Source organism: Pseudomonas sp. B20(2017) (genome assembly GCF_002113125.1).
GTDB lineage: Bacteria > Pseudomonadota > Gammaproteobacteria > Pseudomonadales > Pseudomonadaceae > Aquipseudomonas.
In genome coordinates this window covers 135,462-160,499 of the sequence record NZ_NEJP01000015.1, presented here as the reverse complement: position 1 = coordinate 160,499, position 25,038 = coordinate 135,462, and the positions used below count along the sequence as shown (strand labels likewise).

At 61.7% G+C, this 25,038-nt stretch carries 19 protein-coding genes and 1 pseudogene; 10 read left to right on the top strand and 10 right to left on the bottom strand.

The genetic code is table 11. The features are described from left to right. Positions 1-55 precede the first annotated feature (55 nt). Positions 56-1,003 (bottom strand): choline ABC transporter substrate-binding protein, encoded by a 948-nt coding sequence (locus CAF63_RS21660; protein WP_085688608.1) that lies wholly within the window; start codon positions 1,001-1,003, stop codon positions 56-58. Positions 1,004-1,439: 436 nt separating this feature from the next. On the opposite strand from CAF63_RS21660, the gene CAF63_RS21655 reads away from it, so the two are divergent. Together CAF63_RS21655 and CAF63_RS21650 are read left to right on the top strand one after the other, a co-directional pair. Then, on the top strand, positions 1,440-2,816 hold the full coding sequence (locus CAF63_RS21655) for an L-serine ammonia-lyase (protein WP_085688606.1): 1,377 nt from the start codon (positions 1,440-1,442) through the stop codon (positions 2,814-2,816). A 541-nt stretch (positions 2,817-3,357) separates the two neighbouring features. Continuing rightward, positions 3,358-4,461 (top strand): GlxA family transcriptional regulator, encoded by a 1,104-nt coding sequence (locus CAF63_RS21650; protein WP_085688604.1) that lies wholly within the window; start codon positions 3,358-3,360, stop codon positions 4,459-4,461. A 75-nt stretch (positions 4,462-4,536) separates the two neighbouring features. Here CAF63_RS21650 and CAF63_RS21645 read toward each other — a convergent pair whose 3' ends face one another. From CAF63_RS21645 to choX, 6 genes are all read right to left on the bottom strand, one after another. Next, positions 4,537-4,797: a hypothetical protein gene (locus CAF63_RS21645; RefSeq protein WP_085688602.1), complete on the bottom strand. Its 261-nt coding sequence runs from the start codon at positions 4,795-4,797 to the stop codon at positions 4,537-4,539. A gap of 401 nt (positions 4,798-5,198) precedes the next feature. Continuing rightward, the gene (locus CAF63_RS21640; protein ID WP_085688600.1) at positions 5,199-6,362 is read right to left on the bottom strand and encodes a gamma-butyrobetaine dioxygenase; all 1,164 of its coding nucleotides are present in this window, start codon (positions 6,360-6,362) and stop codon (positions 5,199-5,201) included. Between the two features lie 24 nt (positions 6,363-6,386). Next, the gene (locus CAF63_RS21635; protein WP_085688598.1) at positions 6,387-6,863 is read right to left on the bottom strand and encodes a thioesterase family protein; all 477 of its coding nucleotides are present in this window, start codon (positions 6,861-6,863) and stop codon (positions 6,387-6,389) included. 128 nt (positions 6,864-6,991) lie between these two features. Continuing rightward, positions 6,992-7,957, bottom strand: a complete 966-nt coding sequence (locus tag CAF63_RS21630) for an L-carnitine dehydrogenase (RefSeq protein WP_085688596.1) — start codon at positions 7,955-7,957, stop codon at positions 6,992-6,994. Between the two features lie 141 nt (positions 7,958-8,098). Beyond that, positions 8,099-8,986 (bottom strand): 3-keto-5-aminohexanoate cleavage protein, encoded by an 888-nt coding sequence (locus CAF63_RS21625; RefSeq protein ID WP_085688594.1) that lies wholly within the window; start codon positions 8,984-8,986, stop codon positions 8,099-8,101. A gap of 75 nt (positions 8,987-9,061) precedes the next feature. Continuing rightward, positions 9,062-10,006: a choline ABC transporter substrate-binding protein gene (gene choX, locus CAF63_RS21620; protein WP_085688591.1), complete on the bottom strand. Its 945-nt coding sequence runs from the start codon at positions 10,004-10,006 to the stop codon at positions 9,062-9,064. 191 nt (positions 10,007-10,197) lie between these two features. Between choX and CAF63_RS21615 the strand changes: the two genes are divergently transcribed. Beyond that, the gene (locus tag CAF63_RS21615) at positions 10,198-11,142 is read left to right on the top strand and encodes a GlxA family transcriptional regulator (RefSeq protein WP_085688589.1); all 945 of its coding nucleotides are present in this window, start codon (positions 10,198-10,200) and stop codon (positions 11,140-11,142) included. A 138-nt stretch (positions 11,143-11,280) separates the two neighbouring features. Here the strand turns inward: CAF63_RS21615 and CAF63_RS21610 are convergent, their stop codons facing one another. The 3 genes and pseudogenes from CAF63_RS21610 to CAF63_RS21600 form a co-directional block, all read right to left on the bottom strand. Next, the gene (locus CAF63_RS21610; protein WP_085688587.1) at positions 11,281-11,697 is read right to left on the bottom strand and encodes a DUF3010 family protein; all 417 of its coding nucleotides are present in this window, start codon (positions 11,695-11,697) and stop codon (positions 11,281-11,283) included. A 32-nt stretch (positions 11,698-11,729) separates the two neighbouring features. Then, positions 11,730-11,948: pseudogene (locus tag CAF63_RS21605) on the bottom strand (helix-turn-helix domain-containing protein); the annotation flags it as partial. Between the two features lie 16 nt (positions 11,949-11,964). Continuing rightward, positions 11,965-12,366 (bottom strand): lysozyme inhibitor LprI family protein, encoded by a 402-nt coding sequence (locus tag CAF63_RS21600; protein WP_085688675.1) that lies wholly within the window; start codon positions 12,364-12,366, stop codon positions 11,965-11,967. A gap of 234 nt (positions 12,367-12,600) precedes the next feature. On the opposite strand from CAF63_RS21600, the gene CAF63_RS21595 reads away from it, so the two are divergent. The 7 genes from CAF63_RS21595 to CAF63_RS21565 all read left to right on the top strand — a co-directional run bounded on the left by CAF63_RS21595 (position 12,601) and on the right by CAF63_RS21565 (position 24,907). Next, the gene (locus tag CAF63_RS21595) at positions 12,601-13,578 is read left to right on the top strand and encodes a dipeptidase (protein ID WP_007959776.1); all 978 of its coding nucleotides are present in this window, start codon (positions 12,601-12,603) and stop codon (positions 13,576-13,578) included. 77 nt (positions 13,579-13,655) lie between these two features. Continuing rightward, entirely contained in the window at positions 13,656-14,186 is a 531-nt protein-coding gene (locus CAF63_RS21590) for a DUF5943 domain-containing protein (RefSeq protein WP_010452075.1), read from the top strand. Positions 14,187-14,201: 15 nt separating this feature from the next. Beyond that, positions 14,202-16,262, top strand: a complete 2,061-nt coding sequence (gene dgcA / locus CAF63_RS21585) for a dimethylglycine demethylation protein DgcA (protein WP_085688582.1) — start codon at positions 14,202-14,204, stop codon at positions 16,260-16,262. 155 nt (positions 16,263-16,417) lie between these two features. After that, positions 16,418-18,367 carry a dimethylglycine demethylation protein DgcB gene (dgcB, locus tag CAF63_RS21580; protein ID WP_085688579.1) on the top strand — a complete coding sequence of 650 codons (1,950 nt, stop codon included), beginning with the start codon at positions 16,418-16,420 and terminating at the stop codon, positions 18,365-18,367. Then, on the top strand, positions 18,367-19,587 hold the full coding sequence (locus CAF63_RS21575; protein WP_085688577.1) for an electron transfer flavoprotein subunit alpha/FixB family protein: 1,221 nt from the start codon (positions 18,367-18,369) through the stop codon (positions 19,585-19,587). Before dgcB ends, CAF63_RS21575 begins: the two co-directional genes overlap by 1 nt. Positions 19,588-19,596: 9 nt before the next feature. Next, entirely contained in the window at positions 19,597-20,367 is a 771-nt protein-coding gene (locus CAF63_RS21570; protein ID WP_085688575.1) for an electron transfer flavoprotein subunit beta, read from the top strand. Between the two features lie 1,087 nt (positions 20,368-21,454). Next, on the top strand, positions 21,455-24,907 hold the full coding sequence (locus CAF63_RS21565; RefSeq protein ID WP_085688573.1) for a GMC family oxidoreductase N-terminal domain-containing protein: 3,453 nt from the start codon (positions 21,455-21,457) through the stop codon (positions 24,905-24,907). Positions 24,908-25,038 lie beyond the last annotated feature (131 nt).

Here is a 25,038-nt window from a genome sequence, read left to right as displayed (position 1 = left end):
TCCGCATGCAAGGAAATAAACAGCCCGGACGGCGTGAGCCGTCCGGCATAAGCGATTACTGATTCAGCTTGGCTTTCACGGCCTCCAGGCCTGGTTTACCGTCAATGGTGGTCACGCCAGCGAGCCAGGTATCGAGCACTTGTGGATTCTTTTTCAGCCAGGCCTTGGCAGCCGCGTCAGGCTTCATCTTGTCGTCCAGGATGTTGCCCATCAGTTCACTTTCCATGTCGACGGTGAACTCCAGGTTTTTCAGCAGTTGGCCGACGTTGCTGCATTCCTCGGCGTAACCCTTGCGGGTGTTGGTCGCCACGGTGGCGGCGCCGAAATCCGGGCCGAAGAAATCGTCACCACCGGTCAGGTACTGAATCTTGAAGCGCTTGTTCATCGGGTGCGGCGCCCAGCCGAGGAACACCACGGCGGTGTCGCGTTTCTGTGCGCGGTCGACCTGCGACAGCATGCCCGCTTCGCTGGATTCGACGACCTTGAAACCGGCGTCCTTCAGGCCGAAAGCGTTCTTGTCGATCATGCTCTGGATCAGGCGGTTGCCGTCGTTGCCCGGCTCGATCCCGTAGATCTTGCCGTCGAGTTCTTTCTTGAATTTGGCGATGTCGGCGAAGTCGTGCAGACCCTTGTCATACAAGGCTTGTGGAACGGCGAGGGTGTACTTGGCGCCCTTGAGGTTGGTGCGCACGGTTTCTACGGTGCCGGCGTCGCGGTAGGCCTTGATGTCGTTTTCCATGGTCGGCATCCAGTTGCCGAGGAACACGTCCATGTTCTTGCCGTCGGCCAGCGACTTGTAGGTCACGGGTACGGAAATCATGGTGGTCTTGGTCTTGTAGCCGAGGGCCTGGAGCACGACGGAGGTGGTGGCGGTTGTTGCGGTGATGTCGGTCCAGCCGACATCGGAGAAGTTCACGGTACTGCACTGCGCCGGTTCTGCGGCTTGAGCCAGCAATGGCAGACTCAGCATGGCGGCCAACAACAACGACGGGGAACCTTTCATGAATGGGGACTCCTTGGTGTTTTTTTTGGCAGTGTTCCGATTGGACCACCGCACTTATGGGTTGCGGTTGGATGGCGTTCTGGAGACAGCTCTACCGCAGCGCCTTGCAATCGAGTCGATACGATCATGTACCAGTGAAAATCTGACGCCTACAGGGTGCGTCGTATCCAGTACAGGGATGGTCGCATCCAGTGTCAGTGACGTCGTTTACAGCTTTTTTCTGCCCTGTCTGGCCATCTGAACCGCATAAAAACGGCGAAAACACGGGCTGAAACCGGCACGGCGTTAGTGGGCATGAGTACGTCGGTGTCAGACGCCGAGCGACCCGGGAAAAGCCCGATGATGCGGGCATTCCGGCGGATCGCAGCTTGAGCGTAGCAGCTCCGCCAGCGGGCGTTTCATGCCCCGGACCGGCACTCTCAGGAGCTCTGCAGCAATGGCTATCAGCGTTTTCGACCTGTTCAAAATCGGCATCGGCCCTTCCAGTTCCCACACCGTCGGCCCCATGCGCGCCGCCGCCCTTTTCGTCGAGTCGTTGCGCGACAAACACTTGCTGGAGCAGGTGCGCCGCATCGAGGTTCAGTTGTTCGGTTCGCTGTCGGCTACCGGTGTCGGTCACGGCAGCGACAACGCGGTGATCATGGGCTTGATGGGCGAGTGGCCGGACGCAATCGACCCTTCGCAGATCGGCCCGCGGATCCAGGCCCTGCGCGAAACCCACACGCTGTTGCTCGACGGTCGTTTGTCGGTGCCCTTTATATGGGGCCGCGACATGCGCCTGATCGACGAGAACCTGCCGTTCCACCCCAACGCCATGACCCTGGTTGCCGAAGGCGATCACGGCGAGCTGCATCGCGACACCTACTATTCGGTCGGTGGCGGTTTTGTGGTGGACGAGGCGCAGGCTTCCAGCGGCGTGGTGGACCTGGATCGCACCGAGTTGCCTTACGACTTTTCCAGCGCGGTGGAGCTGCTGGAACTGTGCAAGACCCACAACCTGCGCGTGGCCGAATTGATGATGGCCAACGAGAAGGTCTGGCGCAGTGAAGAGGAAATCCGCGCCGGCCTGATGAAACTCTGGCGGGCGATGCAGGATTGCGTCGAGCAGGGCCTCAAGCACGAAGGCATCTTGCCCGGCGGCCTCAACGTGCGCCGCCGCGCGGCGAAGTTGCACCGCAGCCTTCAGGAATTGAACAAGCCCAACGTGATCGGCTCGACCCTCAGCGCGATGGAGTGGGTCAACCTGTTCGCCCTCGCGGTGAACGAGGAAAACGCCGCCGGCGGCCGCATGGTCACGGCACCGACCAATGGCGCGGCGGGGATCATTCCGGCGGTGTTGCACTACTTCATGAAATTCAGCGAGGCGGTGACCGACGCCAACGTGGTCGATTACTTCCTCGGGGCGGCGGCGGTGGGGATTCTGTGCAAGAAGAACGCTTCGATCTCCGGTGCCGAAGTCGGCTGTCAGGGTGAGGTCGGTTCGGCCTGTGCAATGGCGGCGGCCGGGCTGGCCGAAGTGCTCGGCGCCACGCCGGAGCAATTGTGCAACGCGGCAGAAATCGGTCTCGAACATAACCTCGGCCTGACCTGCGATCCGGTGGGTGGCTTGGTGCAAGTGCCGTGCATCGAACGCAATGCGATTGCGGCGGTGAAGGCGATCAACGCGGCGCAGATGGCCTTGCGTGGGGATGGTCAGCACTTTATTTCGCTGGATCGGGTGATCCGCACCATGCGCGATACCGGCGCCGACATGCATGACAAATATAAAGAGACTTCACGGGGCGGCTTGGCGGTCAGCGCGGTGGAGTGCTGAGTCAGTAAACCCGAGGTGTGGCATTCGCGAGCAAGCCGGCTCCCACATTTGACCAGGGTTCCTCTGCCGGAATGCGATTGAATGTGGGAGCGGGCTTGCTCGCGAAGGCGTCAGACCAGTCAAAACTGCGCGTTAAGTGCACACCGGAATCAAAACGCGCCACCTTTTGGCGCGTCGCTATCAGATAAGAGTCTTTCCCACCTCCAGCGTCTGATTCACAGGCGCTACCGTCCGTCACCTGTGCCTGTGGTGACACTGTAGGACAATCGTGCGCAGGCCAGTACCCACAAGTGCTACCGATTTGCTCACACGCTGCAGAGCAGGGCATTCGCGGCCGCTGATGGCACTTCGAATTACCCTTTGTCCGAGCGCTTGTATAGACGCGTCGCGACGTCGTTTTCAGGAGTTATTGAACAGCCATTCAAATTTAGGCATGGCAATTGCTCTGTCATAACAAAGCCCGTCTCACGCAAGAGAACGATGGCAATAACAAGAGCCTCCGCCTGAGGCCATCACCCGCTTTGTGTGAGGAGATACCGCGATGACGTCGTTCAACTCCGGGGCTCAACCCCAGAACCGTGCGCCTCAATCCATCGGCTTTCTGCTGCTGGACAATTTCACGCTGATTTCCCTGGCTTCCGCAGTCGAACCCCTGCGCATGGCCAACCAGTTGTCCGGTCGCGAGTTGTATCGCTGGACCACCCTCACCGTTGATGGCGGCCAGGTCTGGGCCAGTGACGGTCTGCAGATCACCCCCGACGCCTCCATGCACAAAGCCCCGGCCCTCGACACCATCATCGTGTGCGGCGGGATCGGCATTCAACGCACCGTTACCCGTGAACACGTCTCGTGGCTGCAAAGCCAGGCGCGTCAGTCTCGCCGCCTCGGTGCCGTGTGCACCGGCAGCTGGGCACTGGCCTGCGCCGGCCTGCTCGACGGCTTCGATTGCAGCGTGCACTGGGAATGTCTGGCGGCGATGCAGGAAGCTTTCCCGCGCGTCGCGATGAGCACCCGTCTGTTCACCCTCGACCGTAACCGTTTCACCAGCTCCGGCGGCACCGCACCACTGGACATGATGCTGCACCTGATCAGCCGCGATCACGGCCGTGAACTGTCCGCCGCGATCTCCGAGATGTTCGTCTACGAACGCATCCGCAACGAGCAGGATCACCAGCGCGTGCCGCTCAAGCACATGCTCGGTACCAACCAGCCGAAACTGCAGGAAATCGTCGCGCTGATGGAGGCCAACCTCGAAGAGCCGATCGATCTCGACGAACTGGCGGTATACGTCTCCGTCTCCCGTCGCCAGCTCGAGCGCCTGTTCCAGAAATACCTGCACTGCTCGCCGTCGCGCTACTACCTCAAGCTGCGCCTGATCCGTGCGCGGCAACTGCTGAAGCAGACGCCGATGTCGATCATCGAAGTGGCGTCGGTCTGCGGGTTCGTGTCGACGCCGCACTTCTCCAAGTGCTACCGCGAATACTTTGGCATTCCGCCGCGCGACGAGCGCGTCGGCTCCAACACCACCCAACAGGTGGCGATGATGCCGCTGCCGCAAGCCATCGTAATGTCGCCGCTGTCCGGGCCGATGTCGGCACTCAGTCAGGCGCGCAACGAGTCGACTTTCGCCAGCGTGCGCCTCTAAAACGAAAGATCGCAGCCTGCGACAGCGCCTTCAGGAAAGGCACTGTCGCAGGCTGCGATCTTTTTTTGTCAGGTATCAGGCGCGGGTTTGCTGATACTGAGCCAGTGCCGGCAGCAACTGCTTGTCGATGGCTTCGCGCACGATCGGCTGAATACTCGCGCTGCTGGTGTACATCTGCTTGACCATGGTGCGCAGCGTGTTGGCCCGCACATCATCCAGACCCCGCACCGCGCATTCGCAGGCCTGCTGGGCAGTGGAGCCCGACGGTACTTCGAATCCCAACGACTTGAGCTGGCCCAACAGGTCTTCCTGATCGATCAAATCGGCATACATCATGACGCGAATCCTTCTTTGGCAACGGAGGTCGTGGCTCGATTCTGGTAGGCATGCCGAGGCACGGCAAGGGCGATTTGTCGCAGTGGCCGCGACGGCTATGAACAGGTCGTTTTCGGCTAACTTGCCGGCCAGGGGAGTGGGCACACTGGCCTCAGCTCGCTTCACGAAGGTTTGGTCACCCTCGCCACGGCAGCTCCTCAACAGTACCCTCGCCCCGATCCTGTCACGGCTTGTATCGGGGCTTTTTTTGCCTGCGAATCCGGGAGAGGTGTGTTGCTGGATCTGACGCTTTCGTCGGAACGCCGCCCGGAGCAAGCCCGCTCCCACAGGTGACCGCGTTCATTCAGGGGAACGCGGAGAAATGTGGGAGCGGGCTTGCTCGCGAATAAGGCTGACGCGGTCTAGCGCTGCAACACCAGAATCCGCGACAGCAACTCGTCTCGGTCGATGTAGCAGCCCTGAAAATGCCGGGCCCCGGTGGCCGGGTCGAACGCGTTGCGCGCGTGCAGGGTGCGGCGGTTGTCGAAGCACCAAAGCTCGCCCGGATTGAGTCGCTGCATGACCCGGAAACGTGGCTCGCGCGTCATGGCGATGAAGCGCCGGTAAGCGCGATACAGCCGCGGCATCTGTTCCACGGACGTGTCGAACGCCCCGCGCAGAAAGTTGGCCATGCGGATTTCCGCGACACGGCCCAACGCATCCAGGGCGATGACCGGCGCCAGGCAGCGATAGTCGCTGTGGCGATCCTTGTTGCGAAACTCCACCGGGATCTCGCACAGCGCCTGGAATGACGCGGGGTCTTCCTGACGCAAGGCTTCGGCAATCGCAAAACCGTCGACGAAAATGCTTTCGCCACCCTCGGCGTCGTTCACCAGGCAATGCAGAAATTGCAGCCCGGGTTGCAGCTCGCGGGTCGGCAGGTCCGTGTGCAACGGCAGGTTGAAAGCGGTGTAGGCATTGCTGTCGGCGTCGGCCTTGGATTGCACGTTGAACAGCACGCCGAAGTTGCTCTCGCGGATGAACGAAATTCGCTGGGCGATCAGCTTCAGCGAGCCGGGCTCGGTGGGTACGCCGCGCACCTGGGTCAGGCCGATATCGCGTACCGCCAGCAACCATTGCAGCAGTGCGGCGTTGTCGTTCATCAGGGCTGAATAGTCGAACACTGGCAACTGCAAATCGCTGCGCCACAAAAAGGGTTTCGGCTTGGCAGCGAGACGTTCGGAGCGGGATTCGTCATCGTAGGCGTGGGCCCGCAACCAGCCTGCATCGAAGCGGCTGAGGTGGCCGTCCTGCCAGTCGATGCGCAGGCAGCCATCGGTGTCGATATGCGCGGCGGAGGGCGACAGATCCTGCGCCGCATCGACGATCTCGAACACCTGCTCGCGGGTGACGCTGTAGACGCAGTGCGGACACGGGCAGTTGTCCCGCAACCACACATGGTGAAACGGGCTGACACGCCCGTCGGCCCATTCAATCAGGACGCGATCCGCCAGGTTCTGCACGCCGTTCAGCGCGCTGATCAACGGATAAGTACGGAAATCGGCAACTGCGGCGGCGGTGTGCATGACGGCTCCTTGCGATGGATGAATTTACCGGGCTGGGGGCAGGGCGATGACCCGGCCGATGTAAGCAGGCGCGGGCAAGTCGGCCTGCTCGGCGACGATGGCTTGCAGACGGCTCAGGGTGTCCGGGGTAAACGGCGCGGAGCGCGGCCCGGCGAGGTCGACGTGCAACAGCATCTGTTCGTTACCGGCCAGTTCCTTGTCACCGCCGGCCAGATGCAGGCTGTGATAGAGGTGCAGGCGTTTCTGGTCGTGGCCGATGATCTGCGTGCGCACTTCGACTTCGGCGTCGAGTTTCACTTCGTGCAGGTAGTTGAGGTGCAGTTCGAGGGTGAACAGCGAGTGGCCGCTGGCTTCGCGGTTGCTGCTGTCCATGCCGAGGCGATCCATCAGGGCGTCGGTGGCGTAGCTGAAAATCAGCAGATAGAAGGCGTCGCGCAGGTGGCCGTTGTAGTCGACCCAGTCGGGGATGATTCTGGTTTGGTAGGTGGTGAGGGTGGGCATGGTATCTGTTCCGACATTGATGTTGTCTGGGTTGCCGTCTTCGCGAGCAAGCTCGCTCCCACAGTTGAATGCAGTCCCCTGTGGGAGCGAGCTTGCTCGCGAAGAGGCCGGAATTGCTGGCGCAAGGATTACTCGCTGAAACTCATCCCGTGCTTCTCTTTGGTGGTCTTCACCGCCTCAAGCACCGCCAGCAAGCAATCATCACGATAGCGCTCCAGCGCCGAAATACTGTGCCGACCCAGTTGATCGCTGGTGCCATCCACCACATCGTCGATCAGTTTGTCCGTCAGTTCCGGTGCCGGCAGGTACGTCCACGGCAACTGCAACGCCGGGCCGAACTGCGACATGAAGTGACGCATGCCGGCATCGCCCCCGGCCAGGGTGTAAGTCAGGAACGTGCCCATGAACGACCAGCGCAGGCCAGCGCCAAAGCGGATCGCGTCGTCGATTTCACCGGTAGTCGCCACTCCGTCGTTGACCAGGTGCAGCGCCTCGCGCCACAGCGCTTCGAGCAGGCGATCGGCGATGAAGCCCGGCACTTCCTTGCGCACATGCAGCGGGCGCATGCCGAGGGATTCGTAGACTTTCATCGCCGCTTGAACCGCTTGCGGCGCGGTGTTCTTGCCGCCGACCACTTCCACCAGCGGCAGCAGGTAAACCGGGTTGAACGGGTGACCGACCACGCAGCGTTCCGGGTGGGTCGAACTCTCGTAGAACTCGCTCGGCAACAGGCCCGAGGTGCTGGAACCGATCAACGCATTCGGCTTGGCCGCCGCGCTGATTTTACTGTGTAGCTCCAGTTTCAGTTCGAGGCGTTCCGGGGCGCTTTCCTGGATGAAATCCGCATCGCGCACGCACTCTTCAATGGTCGCGACAAAGCGCAGGCGATCCTGCGATGCGCCCGGCGCCAGACCGTTTTTCTCCAGCGCGCCCCAGGCGTTGGCCACGCGTTTGCGCAGCGCCGCTTCGGCACCCGGCGCCGGGTCCCAGGCCACCACGTCGAGGCCATGGGCGAGGGCGCGGGCGACCCAGCCGCTGCCGATGACGCCGCTGCCCAGTGCTGCGAAGGTTTTGATTTCGGTGATAAAGCTCATGGTGATTTCCTAGGAAAATTCGGTGATTCCCCGTGGGAGCGAGCTTGCTCGCGAATGCGGCGGCACTGCTGATGAAGATGCTTCGGATGTACCGGCCTCTTCGCGAGCAGGCTCGCTCCCACAGGGTTTGATGTGTGGCCGTCAGCCGCGCTGGGTCAGGCCCATCTTCTTGCGACCTTCTGCCGGGGTCAGCACCCGGGCGCCGAGGCGGCTGAGGATCTCGGTGGCGCGCTCGACCAGTTGGCCGTTGGTCGCCAGCACGCCTTTGTCCAGCCAGAGGTTGTCTTCCAGGCCGACCCGCACGTTGCCGCCGAGCAGTACCGCTTGCGCAGCCATCGGCATTTGCATCCGGCCGATGCCGAAACCCGCCCACACCGCGTCGGCCGGCAGGTTGTCGACCATGGCTTTCATGGTGGTGGTGTCGGCCGGTGCGCCCCACGGGATGCCCAGGCACAGCTGGAACAGGGGGTTGTCGAGCAGGCCTTCCTTGATCATCTGTTTGGCGAACCACAGGTGGCCGGTGTCGAAAATCTCAAGCTCTGCCTTCACGCCCAGCTCGGTGATGCGCTTGGCGCCGGCGCGCAGTTGAGCCGGGGTGGACACGTAAATGGTGTCGCCGTCGCCGAAGTTCAGGGTGCCGCAATCCAGGGTGCAGATTTCCGGCAGCAGTTCTTCGACGTGGGCCAGACGGGTCAGCGGGCCGACCAGATCGGTGTTGGGACCAAACTCCATCGGGTTCTCACCCGGGCCGATTTCCAGGTCGCCGCCCATGCCGGCGGTGAGGTTGACGATGATGTCGACGTCGGCTTCGCGGATGCGCTCCATGACTTCGCGGTACAGCGCCACGTCGCGGCTGAACTTGCCGGTCTGCGGGTCACGAACGTGGCAATGCACGACCGTGGCGCCGGCCTTGGCCGCTTCTACTGCGGCATCGGCGATCTGTTTAGGAGTGACCGGCACGTGAGGGCTCTTGGCGGTCGTGTCGCCAGCACCGGTGAGTGCGCAGGTGATGATGACGTCGTGGTTCATGGTGCGTTTTCCTTCAGGCGTGATGGGTCTGTTCGCAGCCCGTGGCGGGCTGCGAAGTGGTTCGTTCGTTGCGGTTTATTTGCTGGTGAGCTGGAGGTTTTCAGCCGCCGGTTTGCCATCGAAAGTGGTGACGCCTTCGAGCCAGCGCTGTTTGTCCTGCGGGTGATCCTTGAGCCATTGTTTGGCCGATTCGAAAGCGTCCTTGTGATCGAGCAACGGCTGCATCATCCGGCTCTCGTCTTCGGCGGTGAACGTCAGGTTGCTCAGCAGGCGGCTGACGTTCGGGCATTGTTCGGCGTATTTCGGCGCGGTGACGGTCCACACGGTGGCCATGCCTTCGTTCGGGCCGAGGGCGTCATCGCTGCCGGTCAGATAGGTCATCTGCACGTTGACGTTCATCGGGTGTGGCGCCCAGCCGAAGAACACCACGGCTTCCTTGCGGCGCACGGCGCGATCGACGGCGGCGAGCATGCCGGCCTCGCTCGATTCCACCAGCTGGAACTTGCCGAGGCCGAACTGGTTCTTGGCGATCATCGCCTTGATCTGGGTGTTGGCGCCCGAGCCTGGCTCGATGCCGTAGATCTTGCCGCCCAGTTCTTTCTCGAACTTGGCGATGTCGGCGAAGGTTTTCAGACCCTTGTCCGCCAGATAGGTCGGCACGGCGAGGGTGGCGCGGGCATCCTTGAGGCTTGGCGCTTCAAGCACCTTGACCTGATTGGCGTCGACGAACGGGGTGATGGTCTGGGTCATCAGCGGGTTCCAGTAGCCGAGGAACAGATCCAGACGCTGGTCGCGGATGCCGGCGAAGACGATTTGCTGAGAGGCGCTGGTCTGTTTGGTGCTGTAGCCGAGGCCGTCGAGCAGAACCTGGGCCATGGCACTGGTGGCGATCACGTCGGTCCAGTTCACCACGCCCATGCGCACGTTCTTACACGATGCGGAATCGGCCGCCATGACACTGGCGCTTAAAAACGCGGTACCGCTGAGTGCGAGAACACAGCTGCTGATCAGTCGTTTCATGTCGGGTTCCTCGGCAGGTCGTTATTGTGGGTTCCGGCGTCTGTGCGCCGGTGATGCCAAATTACGCAGCAATGCCCCCGCAAAAACGCACTGCGGCGACCAGCTCTTGCACTGCAGCGACCTGTGCTCTTGAATGCCGCCGACAACTGGCGTATCAACGTTGCACGCTACCCGCTGACCGAGTGCGCGCCATGTCCCAGGATTTCTACTTTCTGTTGATGCCGGGTTTTTCCGCCATCGGTTTCATCTCTGCGATCGAACCGCTGCGGGTGGCCAACCGCTTTCGCGGCGAGTTGTACCGCTGGCACGTCTTGAGCGCCGATGGCGGGGCGGTGCTGGCGAGTAACGGGATGTCGGTCAACGCCGATGCGGCGCTGGAGCCGCTGAAGAAAGGTGCGACGCTGCTGGTGGTCGCCGGGTTCGAACCGCTGAAGTTCGCCACCCCGGCGCTGGAGCATTGGCTGCGACGGCTGGACAACGAAGGCGTGACCCTCGGCGCCATCGACACCGGCAGCTTCGTCCTTGCCGAGGCGGGCCTGCTTGATGGGCATCGCCTGACGCTGCACTGGGAGGCCATCGACGCCTTCAAGGAATCTTATCCACAGCTCAGCGTCACCCAGGAGCTGTTCGAGATCGACCGTCGGCGCATCACGTCCGCTGGCGGCACCGCGTCCATCGACCTGATGCTCGACCTGATCGCCCAGGCCCACGGCCCGCAACTGGCGATCCAGGTCAGCGAGCAGTTTGTATTGGGGCGGATTCGTCCTCGCAAGGACCACCAGCGCATGGAAGTCGCCACGCGTTACGGGATCAGCAACAAGAAGCTGGTGCATGTGATCGGCGAGATGGAGCAGCACAGCGAACCGCCGCTGACCACCCTCGAACTGGCAGAGTCGATCAAGGTGACGCGACGGCAACTGGAGCGGTTGTTCCGCCTGCACCTGAACGACACGCCGAGCAATTTCTATCTGCGCTTAAGGCTGGAAAAGGCCCGGCAGCTGTTGCGCCAGACCGACATGAGCGTGCTGGAAGTCAGCATCGCCTGCGGGTTCGAATCACCGTCGTATTTCACCCGCAGCTACCGGGCCAAGTTTGCCCGGTGTCCGCGCGAAGATCGGCGTACCGCTCAGGCTTGATTTTGAGGCCAGAAAAAGAACCTGTGGGAGCGAGCTTGCTCGCGAATGCGGCGGGTCATACAACAAATATGTCGACTGATACTCCCTCTTCGCGAGCAAGCTCGCTCCCACAGTGGTTTGTGTTGGCTGGATAAATTCCTACTTCTTCAATAGCGCCGAGCACGCTGCCTTGTAGGCTTCATGCTGATACTTGTTCAGCGTCCCCGGCAGCTCGAAATTGTGCTTCTTGGCCTGGGCATTGATCGTCTGCGGCGACAGCAGCGTCACCTCGCAACCATCCAGCAACTGAAACACGCCTTCGATCTTGAACGTGGTCGGCCCACCGGCAAACTCACCCTTCTTGCTGCGCTTCTTGATCGCGATGCGATCAATCGAGTTCTCGCGCACGAATGACGCCACTTGTGCGGCGAACAGCTTCACGTTGGCCGCCTCGTCGTCATCGTCCAGCGCGATTTTCTTGGTGCTCAGAGCGACATGGCTCAGCACCGAACCGTCGAGGGAGGCCACGGCGATGATCGCTTCACTGCCTTTGATTTCGATACCGCAGATGTTCATGAGAATCCCTTGATTGGCTGAAGAGGTGCAGCTTACAGCTCAAGCTGGTTGGCGGTGATGCCAAACGCCGCTGCAATCTTCTCGCGAGTGGCCTTGCGCGGCTTTGCAACGGTTTCCTGCTGCGCAAAGGCTGGCTGCGAAATACCCATGCGTTTCGCCACTTCTTCCTGAGTCAGGTTGAGATGTTCGCGCCAGGCGCGAACCGGGAGGGCACCATCAACGATGCGGCTAACGACTTCGTGGGGAATCATGCTTTCCATCTTCAACTCACTCCTGCCCGATCGACTCCAAAAACTCCGACCGTTCGTCACTCATCCGCGCCACGCAATCATTTTGCGCAATCTTGAACGCCTTGCTGCCATCCGTCGCCGGGAAAGCTTCGACGGCGCAGTCGGCGTCGCGGGTTTTCAGCCATTGTTGCTGGGCGGCCTTGAGTTTGGCGGTGATGTCTGCCAGTTGCGCGGGGTTTTTGCCGTAGGTCGACTGCATGCGCTCGTTCAGGCTGGCGTAGTTGTCCTTGAGCAGGTCTTCGGCGGTGGTGCGGCTGTAGGTCGAGCATTCCAGGGTCTGGATGTCGTTTTCCACCGCGTCGCACGGGTTGTTGTCGGACTCTTCGGCGGCGTGTACGCCGGTCGCAATCAGGGCCAGGGCCAGGAAGATCGATTTCATTGATGTCGCCGCTCTAATCCAGTGGTGTTTCCGGGATGCGGCAGATTCTGGCTCAAGCTCGCGGGCTTGAACAGGTGGCCGGTCGGACCGGTTGGCGACCCTTTGTCGCGGATTGACGCTTTCGGCAATTCCCCTGTCGTTTTTGCACCCGGCTGGTCGCGCACCGAGGCATATGCTGGCCCCAAAGCGCCGGCAGACGATTCGGCGCATGAATCGCCAATAAGGGGACGCCTGATGAGCCCAGCCGAATTACACGCCGACAGCATCGTTATCGACGGTCTGATCATTGCCAAATGGAACCGCGAGCTGTTCGAAGACATGCGCAAGGGCGGTCTGACGGCGGCCAACTGCACCGTGTCGGTGTGGGAGGGCTTTCAGGCCACGGTCAACAACATCGCCGCCAGCCAGAAACTGATTCGTGAAAACAGCGATCTGGTGATCCCCGTCCGCACCACCGCCGACATCCGCAAGGCCAAGGAGCAGGGCAAGACCGGCATCCTCTTCGGCTTCCAGAACGCCCATGCGTTCGAAGACCAGATCGGCTATGTCGAGGTGTTCAAGCAGCTCGGCGTCGGCATTGTGCAGATGTGCTACAACACCCAGAACCTGGTGGGCACCGGTTGCTATGAACGTGACGGCGGCCTGTCGGGCTTCGGTCGCGAAATCGTCGCCGAAATGAACCGTGTCGGCGTCATGTGCGACCTGTCCCACGTCGGCTCCAAGACTTCCGAAGAAGTCATCCTCGAATCGAAAAAACCGGTCTGCTATTCCCACTGCCTGCCGTCGGGGCTGAAAGAGCACCCGCGCAACAAGTCCGATGAAGAGCTTAAGTTTATTGCTGACCACGGCGGTTTCGTCGGCGTGACCATGTTCGCGCCGTTCCTGGCCAAAGGCATCGATTCGACCATCGACGACTACGCTGAAGCCATCGAGTACACCATGAACATCGTCGGCGAAGACGCCATCGGCATCGGCACCGACTTCACCCAGGGTCACGGTCAGGACTTCTTCGAATACCTGACCCACGACAAGGGCTACGCCCGCCGTCTGACCAACTTCGGCAAGATCATCAACCCGCTGGGTATCCGCACCGTTGGCGAGTTCCCGAACCTGACCGAAACCCTGCTCAAGCGTGGCCACTCCGAACGTGTGGTGCGCAAGATCATGGGCGAAAACTGGGTGAACGTCCTGAAAGACGTCTGGGGCGAATAAGCCGCCGCTTCCCGAATACTTTCCCCCGGCCGTCCGCGTCGGGGGCAACACCAAAATTTTTCTGGAGTTAAGTTTCCATGGCCAAGATCGCCCCGCAATTGCCAATCGAAGTCGACAGCGAGACCGGTGTCTGGACCTCCGACGCCCTGCCGATGCTGTACGTGCCACGGCATTTCTTCGTCAACAACCACATGGGCATCGAGGAAGTGCTGGGCGCCGAGGCCTATGCCGAAATCCTCTACAAGGCCGGCTACAAATCCGCCTGGCACTGGTGTGAAAAAGAAGCCGAGTGCCACGGTCTGGAAGGCGTCGCGGTGTTCGAGCACTACATGAAGCGCCTGTCGCAGCGCGGCTGGGGCCTGTTCAAGATCCAGGACATCGACCTCGACAAAGGCACCGCCAGCGTCAAGCTCGAACACTCGGCGTTCGTCTACGTCTACGGCAAGGTCGGACGCAAGGTCGACTACATGTTCACCGGCTGGTTTGCCGGTGCCATGGATCAGATCCTCGCCGCTCGCGGCAGCCAGATCCGCACCGTGGCCGAGCAGGTCTACGGTGGCTCCGAAGAAGGCCACGACGACGGCCTGTTCACCGTCAAGCCGTTGTAAGTCGAGGAACCCGCCATGGCTTTCGAAGCAATGTTTCAGCCAATTCAAATTGGCAAACTGACCATCCGCAACCGCGTGCTCAGCACCGCGCACGCCGAGGTCTACGCGACCGACGGCGGCATGACCACCGAACGGTACGTCAAATACTACGAAGAGAAAGCCAAGGGCGGCATCGGCCTGGCGATCTGTGGCGGTTCGTCCGTGGTGGCGATCGACAGCCCGCAGCAATGGTGGAGCTCGGTGAACCTGTCGACCGACCGGATCATCCCGCACTTCCAGAATCTCGCCGACGCCATGCACAAGCATGGCGCCAAGATCATGATTCAGATTACCCACATGGGCCGGCGCTCCCGTTGGGATGGTTTCCACTGGCCGACCCTGATGTCGCCGTCGGGCATCCGCGAACCGGTGCACCGTGCCACCTGCAAGACCATCGAGCCGGAAGAAATCTGGCGGGTGATCGGCAACTACGCGCAAGCCGCGCGTCGCGCCAAGGCCGGCGGCTTGGACGGCGTCGAACTGTCGGCCGTGCACCAGCACATGATCGACCAGTTCTGGAGCCCGCGCGTCAACAAGCGGACCGATGAATGGGGCGGCACTTTTGAAGGCCGGATGAAGTTCGGTCTGGAAGTCCTGAAGGCCGTGCGTGCCGAGGTCGGTGACGACTTCTGCGTCGGCATGCGCATCTGCGGTGACGAGTTTCACCCGGACGGTCTGTCCCACGAAGACATGAAGCAGATCGCCAAGTATTACGACGACACCGGCATGCTCGATTTCATCGGCGTCGTCGGCTCGGGTTGCGACACCCACAACACCCTGGCCAACGTGATTCCGAACATGAGTTATCCGCCGGAGCCGTTCCTGCACCTCGCGGCCGGGATCAAGGAAGTGGTCAAGGTTCCGGTGCTGCACGCGCAGAACATCAAGGACCCGAACCAGGCCACGCGCATTCTGGAGGGCGGTTACGTCGACATGGTCGGCATGACCCGCGCCCACATCGCCGACCCGCACCTGATCGCCAAGATCAAGATGGGCCAGGTCGACCAGATCAAGCAGTGCGTCGGCGCCAACTATTGCATCGACCGTCAGTATCAAGGTCTGGACGTGCTGTGCATCCAGAACGCCGCGACCTCCCGTGAATACATGGGCGTGCCGCACATCATCGAGAAATCCACCGGGCCGAAACGCAAGGTGGTGATCGTCGGTGCCGGCCCGGCGGGGATGGAAGCTGCCCGCGTGGCGGCCGAACGTGGCCACGACGTGACCCTGTTCGAGAAGAAGGAATTTATCGGCGGGCAGATCACCACGGCCTCAAAAGCGCCTCAGCGTGACCAGATCGCCGGCATCACCCGCTGGTTCCAGCTGGAGCTGGCGCGGCTGAAAGTCGACCTGCGTCTGGGCACTGCCGCCGATGCCGACACCATCATGGACCTGCGTCCGGACATCGTCGTGCTGGCTGTTGGCGGTCACCCGTACCTGGAACAGAACGAACACTGGGGCGCCGCCGAAGGGCTGGTCGTCAGCAGCTGGGACGTGCTCGACGGCAAGGTCGCGCCGGGCAAGAACGTGCTGGTCTACGACACCATTTGCGAGTTCACCGGGATGTCGGTGGCGGACTTCCTCGCCGACAAGGGCAGCCAGGTCGAGATCGTCACCGACGACATCAAGCCGGGCGTGGCCATCGGCGGTACGTCGTTCCCGACCTACTACCGCAGCATGTACCCGAAAGAAGTGATCATGACCGGCGACATGATGCTGGAGAAGGTCTACCGCGAAGGCGACAAACTTGTCGCGGTGCTGGAGAACGAGTACACCGGCGCCAAAGAGGAGCGGGTGGTGGATCAGGTGGTCGTCGAGAACGGCGTACGCCCGGACGAAGAAATCTACTACGCGCTGAAGGACGGCTCGCGCAACAAGGGCCAGATCGATGTCGAGGCGCTGTTCGCGATCCAGCCGCAACCTTCGTTGAGCAGCAATGGCGACGGTTACCTGCTGTTCCGCATCGGTGACTGCGTGGCGCAGCGTAATACCCACGCTGCGATCTATGACGCCCTGCGGTTGTGCAAAGACTTCTAAAGGTTTGCACATGACCCTGTGGGAGCGGGCTTGCCCGCGAATGCATTCAGTCAGTCACCGCTGCATCGACTGACCCGGCGCTTTCGCGAGCAAGCTCGCTCCCACAGGAACACGCCGAACGTGTTTCTCCAGGCTGTACTGGTGGGAGCTTCACCATGTTGAACACCCTTCTTCCAATCCTGTTGTTCGCAGCCCTGGCCCTCGCGGTGCTGGGGGCGTTGCGGCGGGTGGCCATGTGGCGTCGGGGCCGGGCCTCGAAGGTCGATCTGATCGGCGGCCTGTTCGCCATGCCCAAGCGTTACATGGTCGATCTGCACCACGTGGTGGCGCGGGACAAATACATCGCCAACACCCACGTCGCCACGGCGGGCGGGGCGGTGGCGTCGATCGTGCTGGCGATTCTGGTACACGGTTTCGGCCTGCATAACCGCATTCTTGGCTACGCGTTACTGCTGATGACGGCGGTGATGTTCGTCGGGGCGATCTTCGTTTATCGGCGCCGGCTCAACCCGCCGTCGCGGTTGTCGAAAGGTCCGTGGATGCGCTTGCCGAAAAGCCTGCTGGCGTTCTCGGCCTCGTTCTTCCTGGTGACCTTGCCGGTGGCCGGGATCCTGCCGGAGAACTTCGGCGGCTGGGTGCTCGCAGCGATTCTCGGGGTCGGTGTGTTGTGGGGTGTGTCGGAGCTGTTTTTCGGCATGACCTGGGGCGGCCCGATGAAACACGCCTTCGCGGGTGCGTTGCACCTGGCCTGGCACCGTCGCGCCGAACGTTTTGGTGGTGGTCGTTCCACCGGTTTGAAACCGCTGGATCTGAATGATCCGACCGCGCCGCTGGGTGTGGAAAAGCCCAAGGATTTCACCTGGAACCAACTGCTCGGTTTCGACGCCTGCGTGCAGTGCGGCAAGTGCGAAGCCGCGTGCCCGGCATTCGCCGCCGGCCAGCCGCTGAACCCGAAAAAACTGATTCAGGACATGGTCGTCGGCCTCGCCGGCGGCACCGATGCCCAGTTCGCCGGCAGCCCGTATCCGGGCAAACCGGTGGGCGAACACAGCGGCAATCCGCATCAACCGATCGTCAACGGTCTGGTCGATGCCGAAACCCTGTGGTCGTGCACCACCTGCCGCGCCTGCGTCGAGGAATGCCCGATGATGATCGAGCACGTCGATGCCATCGTCGACATGCGTCGTCACCTGACCCTGGAAAAAGGCGCGACCCCGAACAAGGGCGCCGAAGTCCTGGAAAATTTGATTGCCACCGATAACCCTGGCGGTTTCGCCCCGGGCGGACGGATGAACTGGGCGGCGGACCTGAACCTCAACCTGCTCAGCGAGAAGAAGTCCACCGACGTGCTGTTCTGGGTGGGCGACGGTGCCTTCGACATGCGCAACCAGCGCACCCTGCGCGCCTTCGTCAAAGTGCTGAAAGCGGCCAAGGTCGACTTCGCGGTACTCGGTCTGGAAGAGCGCGACAGCGGCGACGTAGCCCGCCGTCTTGGTGACGAAGCGACCTTCCAGTTGCTCGCCAAACGCAATATCCAGACCCTGGCCAAATACAGTTTCAACCGCATCGTCACCTGCGATCCGCACAGTTTCCATGTGCTGAAAAACGAGTACGGCGCGTTCGACGGCAATTATCTCGTGCAGCATCACAGCACTTATCTGGCGGAAATCATCCAGGCCGGCGCGCTGAACCTCGGTCAGCACAAAGGCAACAGCGTGACCTATCACGATCCGTGCTACCTCGGCCGTTACAACGGCGAGTACGAGGCGCCGCGCGAAGTGCTGCGCGCCCTCGGTATTGAAGTGAAAGAGATGCAACGTTCCGGCTTCCGCTCGCGCTGCTGCGGCGGCGGTGGCGGGGCGCCGATCACCGACATTCCGGGCAAGCAGCGGATCCCCGACATGCGCATGGAAGACATCCGCGAGACCGGCGCCGAGCTGGTGGCTGTGGGTTGTCCACAGTGCACAGCGATGCTCGAAGGCGTGGTCGAACCGCGTCCGGTGATCAAGGACATCGCCGAACTGGTGGCCGACTCGCTGCTCGAAGACGCCGCGCCGAACAAGCCTGCCACCCCGGCCAAACGTGAACCTGCGGAGGCCCACTGATGAGCGACATTATCCGCCGCGACCCCCGCGCCGAATGGATCGCACGCAACCGCCTGCACCCGCTGCACGCGGCCATGCAACCGGCGCAACACAGCTGGATGGGCCCCAACGGGATCATCCGCAAGAACCTGCACGGCATCGGCTTCATCGGGCCGAACGGCATCAAGCGCATCGACCGCAGCGGCGCCCAGCAGGGCGGGGCTGTCAAACGTTCGGCAGCGGTGGAAGTGCAATTGCCGCTGCATCAGGTGCCGGCGCCGGCGTTCTATATCAGCGTGGTGCCCGACATGGTCGGCGGCCGCTTGAGCAGCCACGACCGCGACCTGCTCGGTCTGGCTCATCAACTGGCCGGCAGCGACGGCGCGGTGTTGGTCGTGGTGTTCGGCGAGCACAAGGAAAACGCTTTTGCCACGGCGGGCGTTGACCGCTTGCTGGTGCTGGAAGGCGAAGAATTCAGCGGTTATGCACCGGAACAACGGATCCAGGGCCTGCGGGCTGTGGATAACCAGTTCAACCCGCGTCACTGGCTGCTGCCGGACAGCCGCAGCGGTGGCGGCGAACTCGGTCGGCGCTTCGCGGCGGCGCTGGGCGAGCGCCCGGCCACGCGGGTGTGGCAGGTCAAGGATCAGGAATGCATTGGCCGCGCCGGTGCCGGGTTGCAGGATCTCGCCCGCCCGGTCGCACGGCTGATTCTGGCGTCCGCCGAGTGCGCCGAACCGGTCAGCGAAACCCGTCACGAAGCGTTGCCGGTGGAGTTATCCACACCCGTCGCGCGCAGCCTGTCGCGGATCGAGGATCTGGGCGCAGTGGCGGTGGACCCGGCAGCGATTCCAATGGCCGAAGCCGAGTTCATCTTCTCCGGCGGCAACGGGGTCAAGGACTGGGAGCTTTTCCACAGGACTGCCGCAGCCCTCGGCGCCACCGAAGGCGCTTCGCGGGTGGCGGTGGACGACGGCTTCATGGCTCGCGACCGTCAGGTCGGTGCGTCCGGCACTTGGGTTACCGCGCGGGTTTACGTGGCCGTGGGGATTTCCGGGGCGATCCAGCACCTGCAAGGCATCGGAGCCTGCGACAAGGTGGTGGCGATCAACCTCGATCCGGGTTGCGACATGATCAAGCGTGCCGACCTGTCGGTGATCGGCGAAAGCGCGGAAATTCTTCAGGCCTTGATCGCGGCGGTAGAGGCTTACCGCAACGAAGCCAAGCGCGATGCGGCTTAAGGAACGGTTATGAGCACAAAGATCATCAGTCTGGTTTCAATCGGCGCCCACCCGACCTCCGGCCGCCCACGCCGCGCCGACCAGGACGCCCGCGCGGTGGAACTCGGCTTGCAGCTGGCTGGGGATAACCTGCAAGTGCTGCACGCCGGGGACATTGCGGAACCTGCGCTGCGCGCTTATCTGGGCATGGGTCTGGAACAAATGCATGTGCTGGAACAACCGGCCGGTGCGGATGCGTTGCCGGCGTTGACCGAGTATCTGCGTGATGCCGGTGCCCAGGTCGTACTGACCGGCAGCCAGGCGGAAACCGGCGAAGGCTCGGGGATGCTGCCGTTCCTGCTGGCCGAAGGGCTGGGCTGGCCGCTGGTGGTTGGATTGGCGCAGGTCGAGTCGATCAACGACGGTTCGGCGCTGGTGCTGCAAGCGTTGCCCCGTGGGCAGCGGCGCCGGCTGAAGGTGCGACTGCCATTTCTCGCGACTGTGGATAACGCCGCGCCCAAGCCTCGGCAAAGTGCTTATGGCCCGGCGCGGCGTGGTGTTCTGCAGGCAGAAGATGTGGAAGTGGTGGACGACGAATTGCTGGCGGTGGCGACCTTGCAACCGGCCAAGCCTCGGCCGAAACGGTTGAAGGTGATCAAAGCCAAGAGCGGGGCGGATCGGATGAAGGCGGCGACGGCCAAGGCCAGTGGGGGAGGGGGCCAGGTGCTGAAAGGCGCGACGGCGCAGGCCGGTGCTGAAGCCATTCTCAAGCTGCTGATCGAAGAAGGTGTTGTCCGTTAATACACCGAACCGAAAATCCCCCTGTGGGAGCGAGCCTGCTCGCGATAGCGGACTGCCCGTTGACAGACGTGCCGGCTGACCCAACGCCATCGCGAGCAGGCTCGCTCCCACATTTGAAGCTTGCGGTATGTTTACCCACAATCCCTGTTGGCGGATCTGTGGATAACGTGTTCGCCCCTCCCTGCACCCCACGCCAATCAAGCCCTCCAGCCCCCAGATCAAAAAACAACCAGCCTGACTCGCGGTTTTTTCCTGGTTTTTCCCCAGAGCAAATCCCAGACTTGCCCCCAATCTCTGTTGGCGCTTCTGTGGATAAGATGTTCGCTACCCGCTAAGAGCCATATAAACCGAGGCTTACAACGCTCTGATTAAAAAACGCTCAATTCAGCCTTTTAACCGCGAATCCCCACGCCAACTCCGAATTATCAACGCCTCCCGCGCTTTTCCACAGCACTCTTCAAGTTACCCCCGAACTCTGTTGGCGCTTCTGTGGATAAGGTGTTCGCCATCCTCTGTAATCCACGTAATACGTGCCGTGTAGCGGATTGATCAAAAAACAATCAATCGCTAATGGAAACCCTGCTTCTGGATAAGTCACGGTTTTTCTTCACAAACCCCCGATTATTTTTCCATGTCATCCACAGTTGTCCCCATTAGCTGTGGGTGGCTATGTGGATAACTTGTTCGCCAAACCCGGCAACCCCCGTCGTGCTTAGTCCGAAAGGCAATTGATCAGATTTCATACAGTTCTAAAAACCTGCCTTGACTTCGATCCGGTGCCTGTCTTCACTGCAATGGCACAAGGACAGCTGTCACTTATCCACATCTGGTTCAGGGAGAACGCGTGATGGATACCCGGGCCCACCGCTTACCCCTCAGTCCCTGCACGCTCCGCGCTCTGCCGGCACCTTCGCCGCGCAAGCGCACGTTGCGTCGTGCCGCCAATCAGCACGCCCGTCTGTAGCGCCTGATTCCTGCCCAAACCGCTGTACTGCCGTCGGGATTTCCCCGAGGCCAGGTGCCCGTTCGCCCATTGATTGCAGGCAACCGCAGAGTTGCCCCATCTGCCTGAGAGAGGAACCCCCTCATGACACGGATCGCAACGCCCATCAGCGAAATCAAGGAACACTACGACGTGATCGTCATCGGCTCCGGGTATGGCGGCGGCATTGCCGCGTCGCGCCTGTCCCGGGCCGGTAAACAGGTCTGTCTGCTGGAACGCGGTCGGGAGATTCAGCCCGGCGAATACCCCAACACCATGATCGCCGCGACCGAGGAGTTGCAGGTACATGATCCGGACGGCCATATCGGCTCGCGTACCGGGTTGTTCGATCTGCACGTCAACGCGCAGCAGAACGTGGTGGTCGGTTGCGGCCTCGGCGGTACGTCGCTGATCAATGCCAACGTCTCGCTGGAACCGACAGCCGATGTGTTCAAGGATCCACGCTGGCCGTTGGCGGTGCGCGAGGACCACGACGGCCTGCTCAAGGCGGGTTACGAAAGGGCCCGGGAGATGCTCAAACCCAACCCCTACCCGAGCACCGCGCCAAACCTGCCGAAACTCGACGCCAACAAAAAATCCGCAGACTTCCTCAAGCAAGGCGCGCACTTCTACAAGCCGCCAATCAATGTGACCTTCGACAAACTGCCCAACAACCTCAACCACGTCGGCGTCGAGCAACTGCCGTGCAACCACTGCGGCGACTGCGTTTCGGGCTGTAACAACAAGGCCAAGAACACCACGCTGATGAACTACCTGCCGGACGCCACCAATCACGGCGCGGAGATTTTCTGCCAGGCCCAGGTGCGGCATCTGGAGCGCGACGGCAACGGCTGGATCGTGCACTTCCAATACCTCGACAGCGGCCGCGAGAAGTTCGACGCGCCGACGCTGTTCGTGAAAGCCGACATCGTGGTGGTGTCCGCCGGCACCCTCGGCTCCACTGAAATTCTGCTGCGTTCGCGGGACAAAGGCCTGGCGATGTCCGGCCAGCTCGGCGAGAACATGAGCGGCAACGGCGACATCCTCGGCTTCGGCCATAACTGCGAGCAGACCATCAACGGCATCGGTTTCGGCGCGCATTCGGCCAAGGAACTGCAACCGGTCGGCCCGTGCATCACCTCGATCATCGACATGCGCACCGAGGGTGACCGCAGCAGTCGCATGGTCATCGAGGAAGGTTCGATCCCCGGCGCACTCGGTCGGCCGATGGTGCCGGCGATGGCCGGGTTCGCCGAGATGATCGGCAAGCCCACCGACGACAGCTTCAGCGGCAAAGTGAAGTACAAGGAGCGCGAAGCGGAAAGCTTTCTGCGCGGCCCTTATCACGGCGCGCTGCACAACATGCAGACCTACCTGATCATGAGCCACGACAGCGGCCAGGGACGCATGGTCCTCGACAGCAAGGATCAACTGCGCATCGACTGGCCGGGCGTCGGGGAGCAGGAAAACTTCAAGATCGGCAACGAACGGCTGTACCAGAGCACCAAAGCCCTGGGCGGGATCTGGGTCGAGAATCCGATCTGGACCAAGCTGCTCAAGCACAGCATCGTCTCGGTGCATCCGCTGGGCGGCTGCGTGATGGGCGAAGACGCCGCGCAAGGCGTGGTCAACCACAAGGGCCAGGTGTTCAGCGGCGCCAGTGGCACCGATGTCTACGCCAACCTGTACGTGACCGACGGCGCAGTGATCCCGACGTCACTGGCAGTCAACCCACTGCTGACCATCTCCGCCGTGAGCGAGCGCAACATGGGCCTGCTGGCCGCCGACCGGGGCTGGAAGATCGATTACACATTGCCCTCGGCACCGCGCAAACAACCGGTGCCACCGACCCTTGGCGTGCAATTCACCGAGACCATGAAAGGCTACTTCTCCCGCGCCTTCACCGCTGCGCAAAGCACCGACCTGAAGGTCTACGAGGCGGCAGCCAAACGCGGCGAGGCAGACAACTCGCCAATCGACTTCACCCTGACCATCACCGCCAACGACCTCAACCGGATGATCAAGGAGCCGGAACACGCCGCGACCATTGTCGGCACGGTGATCGCCCCGGCGCTGTCGCCGGAACCGCTGACCGCCAGCAACGGTGTGTTCAACCTGTTCGAGCAGTTCGAGCAGCAGGTCGATACGCGCCACATGAAGTACGACATGAAACTGACTGCCGAGGACGGCAACGACTATTTCTTCAGCGCCTTCAAGACCGTGCCGGAAGACAACGGCGTGCTGAATATCTGGCACGACACCAGCACCCTCTACGTCACGCTGTATCGCGGGCCGGACAAGACCGGCGAGGTGATCGGCTCTGGCGTGATGCACATCAAGCCGACCGACTTCGCCAAACAGATGACCACCATGAAGGTCCTCAATGCGCGCAACGAGCGCGAGCGCATCGAAGGGCTGGCGCGGTTCGGCAAGTTCTTCGCCGGGATCCTCTGGGAGAGTTACGGCGGCGTGTTTGCCGGCGACAAATACTTCAACCCCGACGCGCCGCCACGGTTGAAACGGCCGCTGGATGCGCCGACGCCGGCCGTGCATTTCTTCTCCACAGAAGATGGCGTGCAGTTGCGTCTGACCCGCTATCAGGCTGGCAGCAAAGGCCCGGTGATGCTGGTGCATGGTCTGGGTGTGGGCTCGAATATCTTTTCCACCGATACCATCCAGACCAACCTGCTGGAGTTTCTCTGCAAGCACGACTACGACGTGTGGCTGCTGGATTTCCGGGTGAGCATCCTGCTGCCGGCGAGCAAGAAGGAATGGAACGGCGACCAGATCGCCCAGTACGACTTCAAGGCCGCCATTGCGCAGATCCAGCAGGAAACCCAAGCCAAGGACGTGCAGTGCGTGGTGCATTGTTACGGCGCCACGACGTTCTTCATGTCGCTGCTCGCCGGTTTGCAGGGCGTGCGCTCGGTGGTCTGCTCGCAGATCGCCGCCGACACGGTGGTCGCAACGGCGACGGGGCTCAAGGCCGGTCTGCACTTGCCGGGGATGCTCGACGCGATCGGTATCAAATCGATGACTGCCTACGCCGACAGCAAGGAGAACTGGTTCAACCGGCTCTACGACAAGGCGCTCAACGGCTACGCACGGATCGAAGCCCAGGGCTATTGCACCAACCCGGTGTGCCACCGCATCACCTTCATGTACGCCTCGCTGTACCGCCACGACACCCTCAACGAGACGCTGCACGACAACCTGCACGAGCTGTTCGGCGAGTCGAACATCGAGACCTTTGAGCACCTGGCGCTGATCGTGCGCAAAGGGCATCTGGTGGATTTCAAAGGGCACGACGTGTACATGCCGCACTTTGATCGGCTGACCATGCCGATCTGTTTTATCAGCGGCGCCGACAACCAGTGTTATCTGCCTGAAAGCACGCTCAAGACCTACCAGCGGGTTTGCGAGAAGCACGGGCCGGAACGTTACAGCCGGCATGTGGTGCCGGGTTACGGCCACATCGATTGCATGTTCGGCAAGAACGCGGTGGTTGATGTGTATCCGATCATCCTTGAACACCTGGAGAAAACAGCCCTCGGTTGATCTCGGACCGAGTCGTCCGCTTCGCGGGCAAGCCTGCTCCCACAGGGTTTTGTGCCAGACACAAAGTCAGCAGACACCCCAGTCCAATGTGGGAGCGGGCTTGCTCGCGAAGGCGGTAGGTCAGGCAATAC

Bases quoted from the DNA above. Each gene is read 5' to 3' on its own strand.
- dgcB (WP_085688579.1), top strand. From the start codon at position 16,418: ATGTTGAACACCCTTCTTCCAATCCTGTTGTTCGCAGCCCTGGCCCTC.
- CAF63_RS21600 (WP_085688675.1), bottom strand. From the start codon at position 12,366: ATGAAATCGATCTTCCTGGCCCTGGCCCTGATTGCGACCGGCGTACAC.
- CAF63_RS21610 (WP_085688587.1), bottom strand. From the start codon at position 11,697: ATGAACATCTGCGGTATCGAAATCAAAGGCAGTGAAGCGATCATCGCC.
- CAF63_RS21640 (WP_085688600.1), bottom strand. From the start codon at position 6,362: ATGCACACCGCCGCCGCAGTTGCCGATTTCCGTACTTATCCGTTGATC.
- CAF63_RS21570 (WP_085688575.1), top strand. From the start codon at position 19,597: ATGAGCACAAAGATCATCAGTCTGGTTTCAATCGGCGCCCACCCGACC.
- CAF63_RS21655 (WP_085688606.1), top strand. From the start codon at position 1,440: ATGGCTATCAGCGTTTTCGACCTGTTCAAAATCGGCATCGGCCCTTCC.
- CAF63_RS21625 (WP_085688594.1), bottom strand. From the start codon at position 8,986: ATGAACCACGACGTCATCATCACCTGCGCACTCACCGGTGCTGGCGAC.
- CAF63_RS21645 (WP_085688602.1), bottom strand. From the start codon at position 4,797: ATGATGTATGCCGATTTGATCGATCAGGAAGACCTGTTGGGCCAGCTC.
- CAF63_RS21635 (WP_085688598.1), bottom strand. From the start codon at position 6,863: ATGCCCACCCTCACCACCTACCAAACCAGAATCATCCCCGACTGGGTC.
- dgcA (WP_085688582.1), top strand. From the start codon at position 14,202: ATGGCTTTCGAAGCAATGTTTCAGCCAATTCAAATTGGCAAACTGACC.
- CAF63_RS21575 (WP_085688577.1), top strand. From the start codon at position 18,367: ATGAGCGACATTATCCGCCGCGACCCCCGCGCCGAATGGATCGCACGC.
- CAF63_RS21650 (WP_085688604.1), top strand. From the start codon at position 3,358: ATGACGTCGTTCAACTCCGGGGCTCAACCCCAGAACCGTGCGCCTCAA.
- CAF63_RS21565 (WP_085688573.1), top strand. From the start codon at position 21,455: ATGACACGGATCGCAACGCCCATCAGCGAAATCAAGGAACACTACGAC.
- CAF63_RS21660 (WP_085688608.1), bottom strand. From the start codon at position 1,003: ATGAAAGGTTCCCCGTCGTTGTTGTTGGCCGCCATGCTGAGTCTGCCA.
- CAF63_RS21615 (WP_085688589.1), top strand. From the start codon at position 10,198: ATGTCCCAGGATTTCTACTTTCTGTTGATGCCGGGTTTTTCCGCCATC.
- CAF63_RS21630 (WP_085688596.1), bottom strand. From the start codon at position 7,957: ATGAGCTTTATCACCGAAATCAAAACCTTCGCAGCACTGGGCAGCGGC.
- CAF63_RS21595 (WP_007959776.1), top strand. From the start codon at position 12,601: ATGAGCCCAGCCGAATTACACGCCGACAGCATCGTTATCGACGGTCTG.
- choX (WP_085688591.1), bottom strand. From the start codon at position 10,006: ATGAAACGACTGATCAGCAGCTGTGTTCTCGCACTCAGCGGTACCGCG.
- CAF63_RS21590 (WP_010452075.1), top strand. From the start codon at position 13,656: ATGGCCAAGATCGCCCCGCAATTGCCAATCGAAGTCGACAGCGAGACC.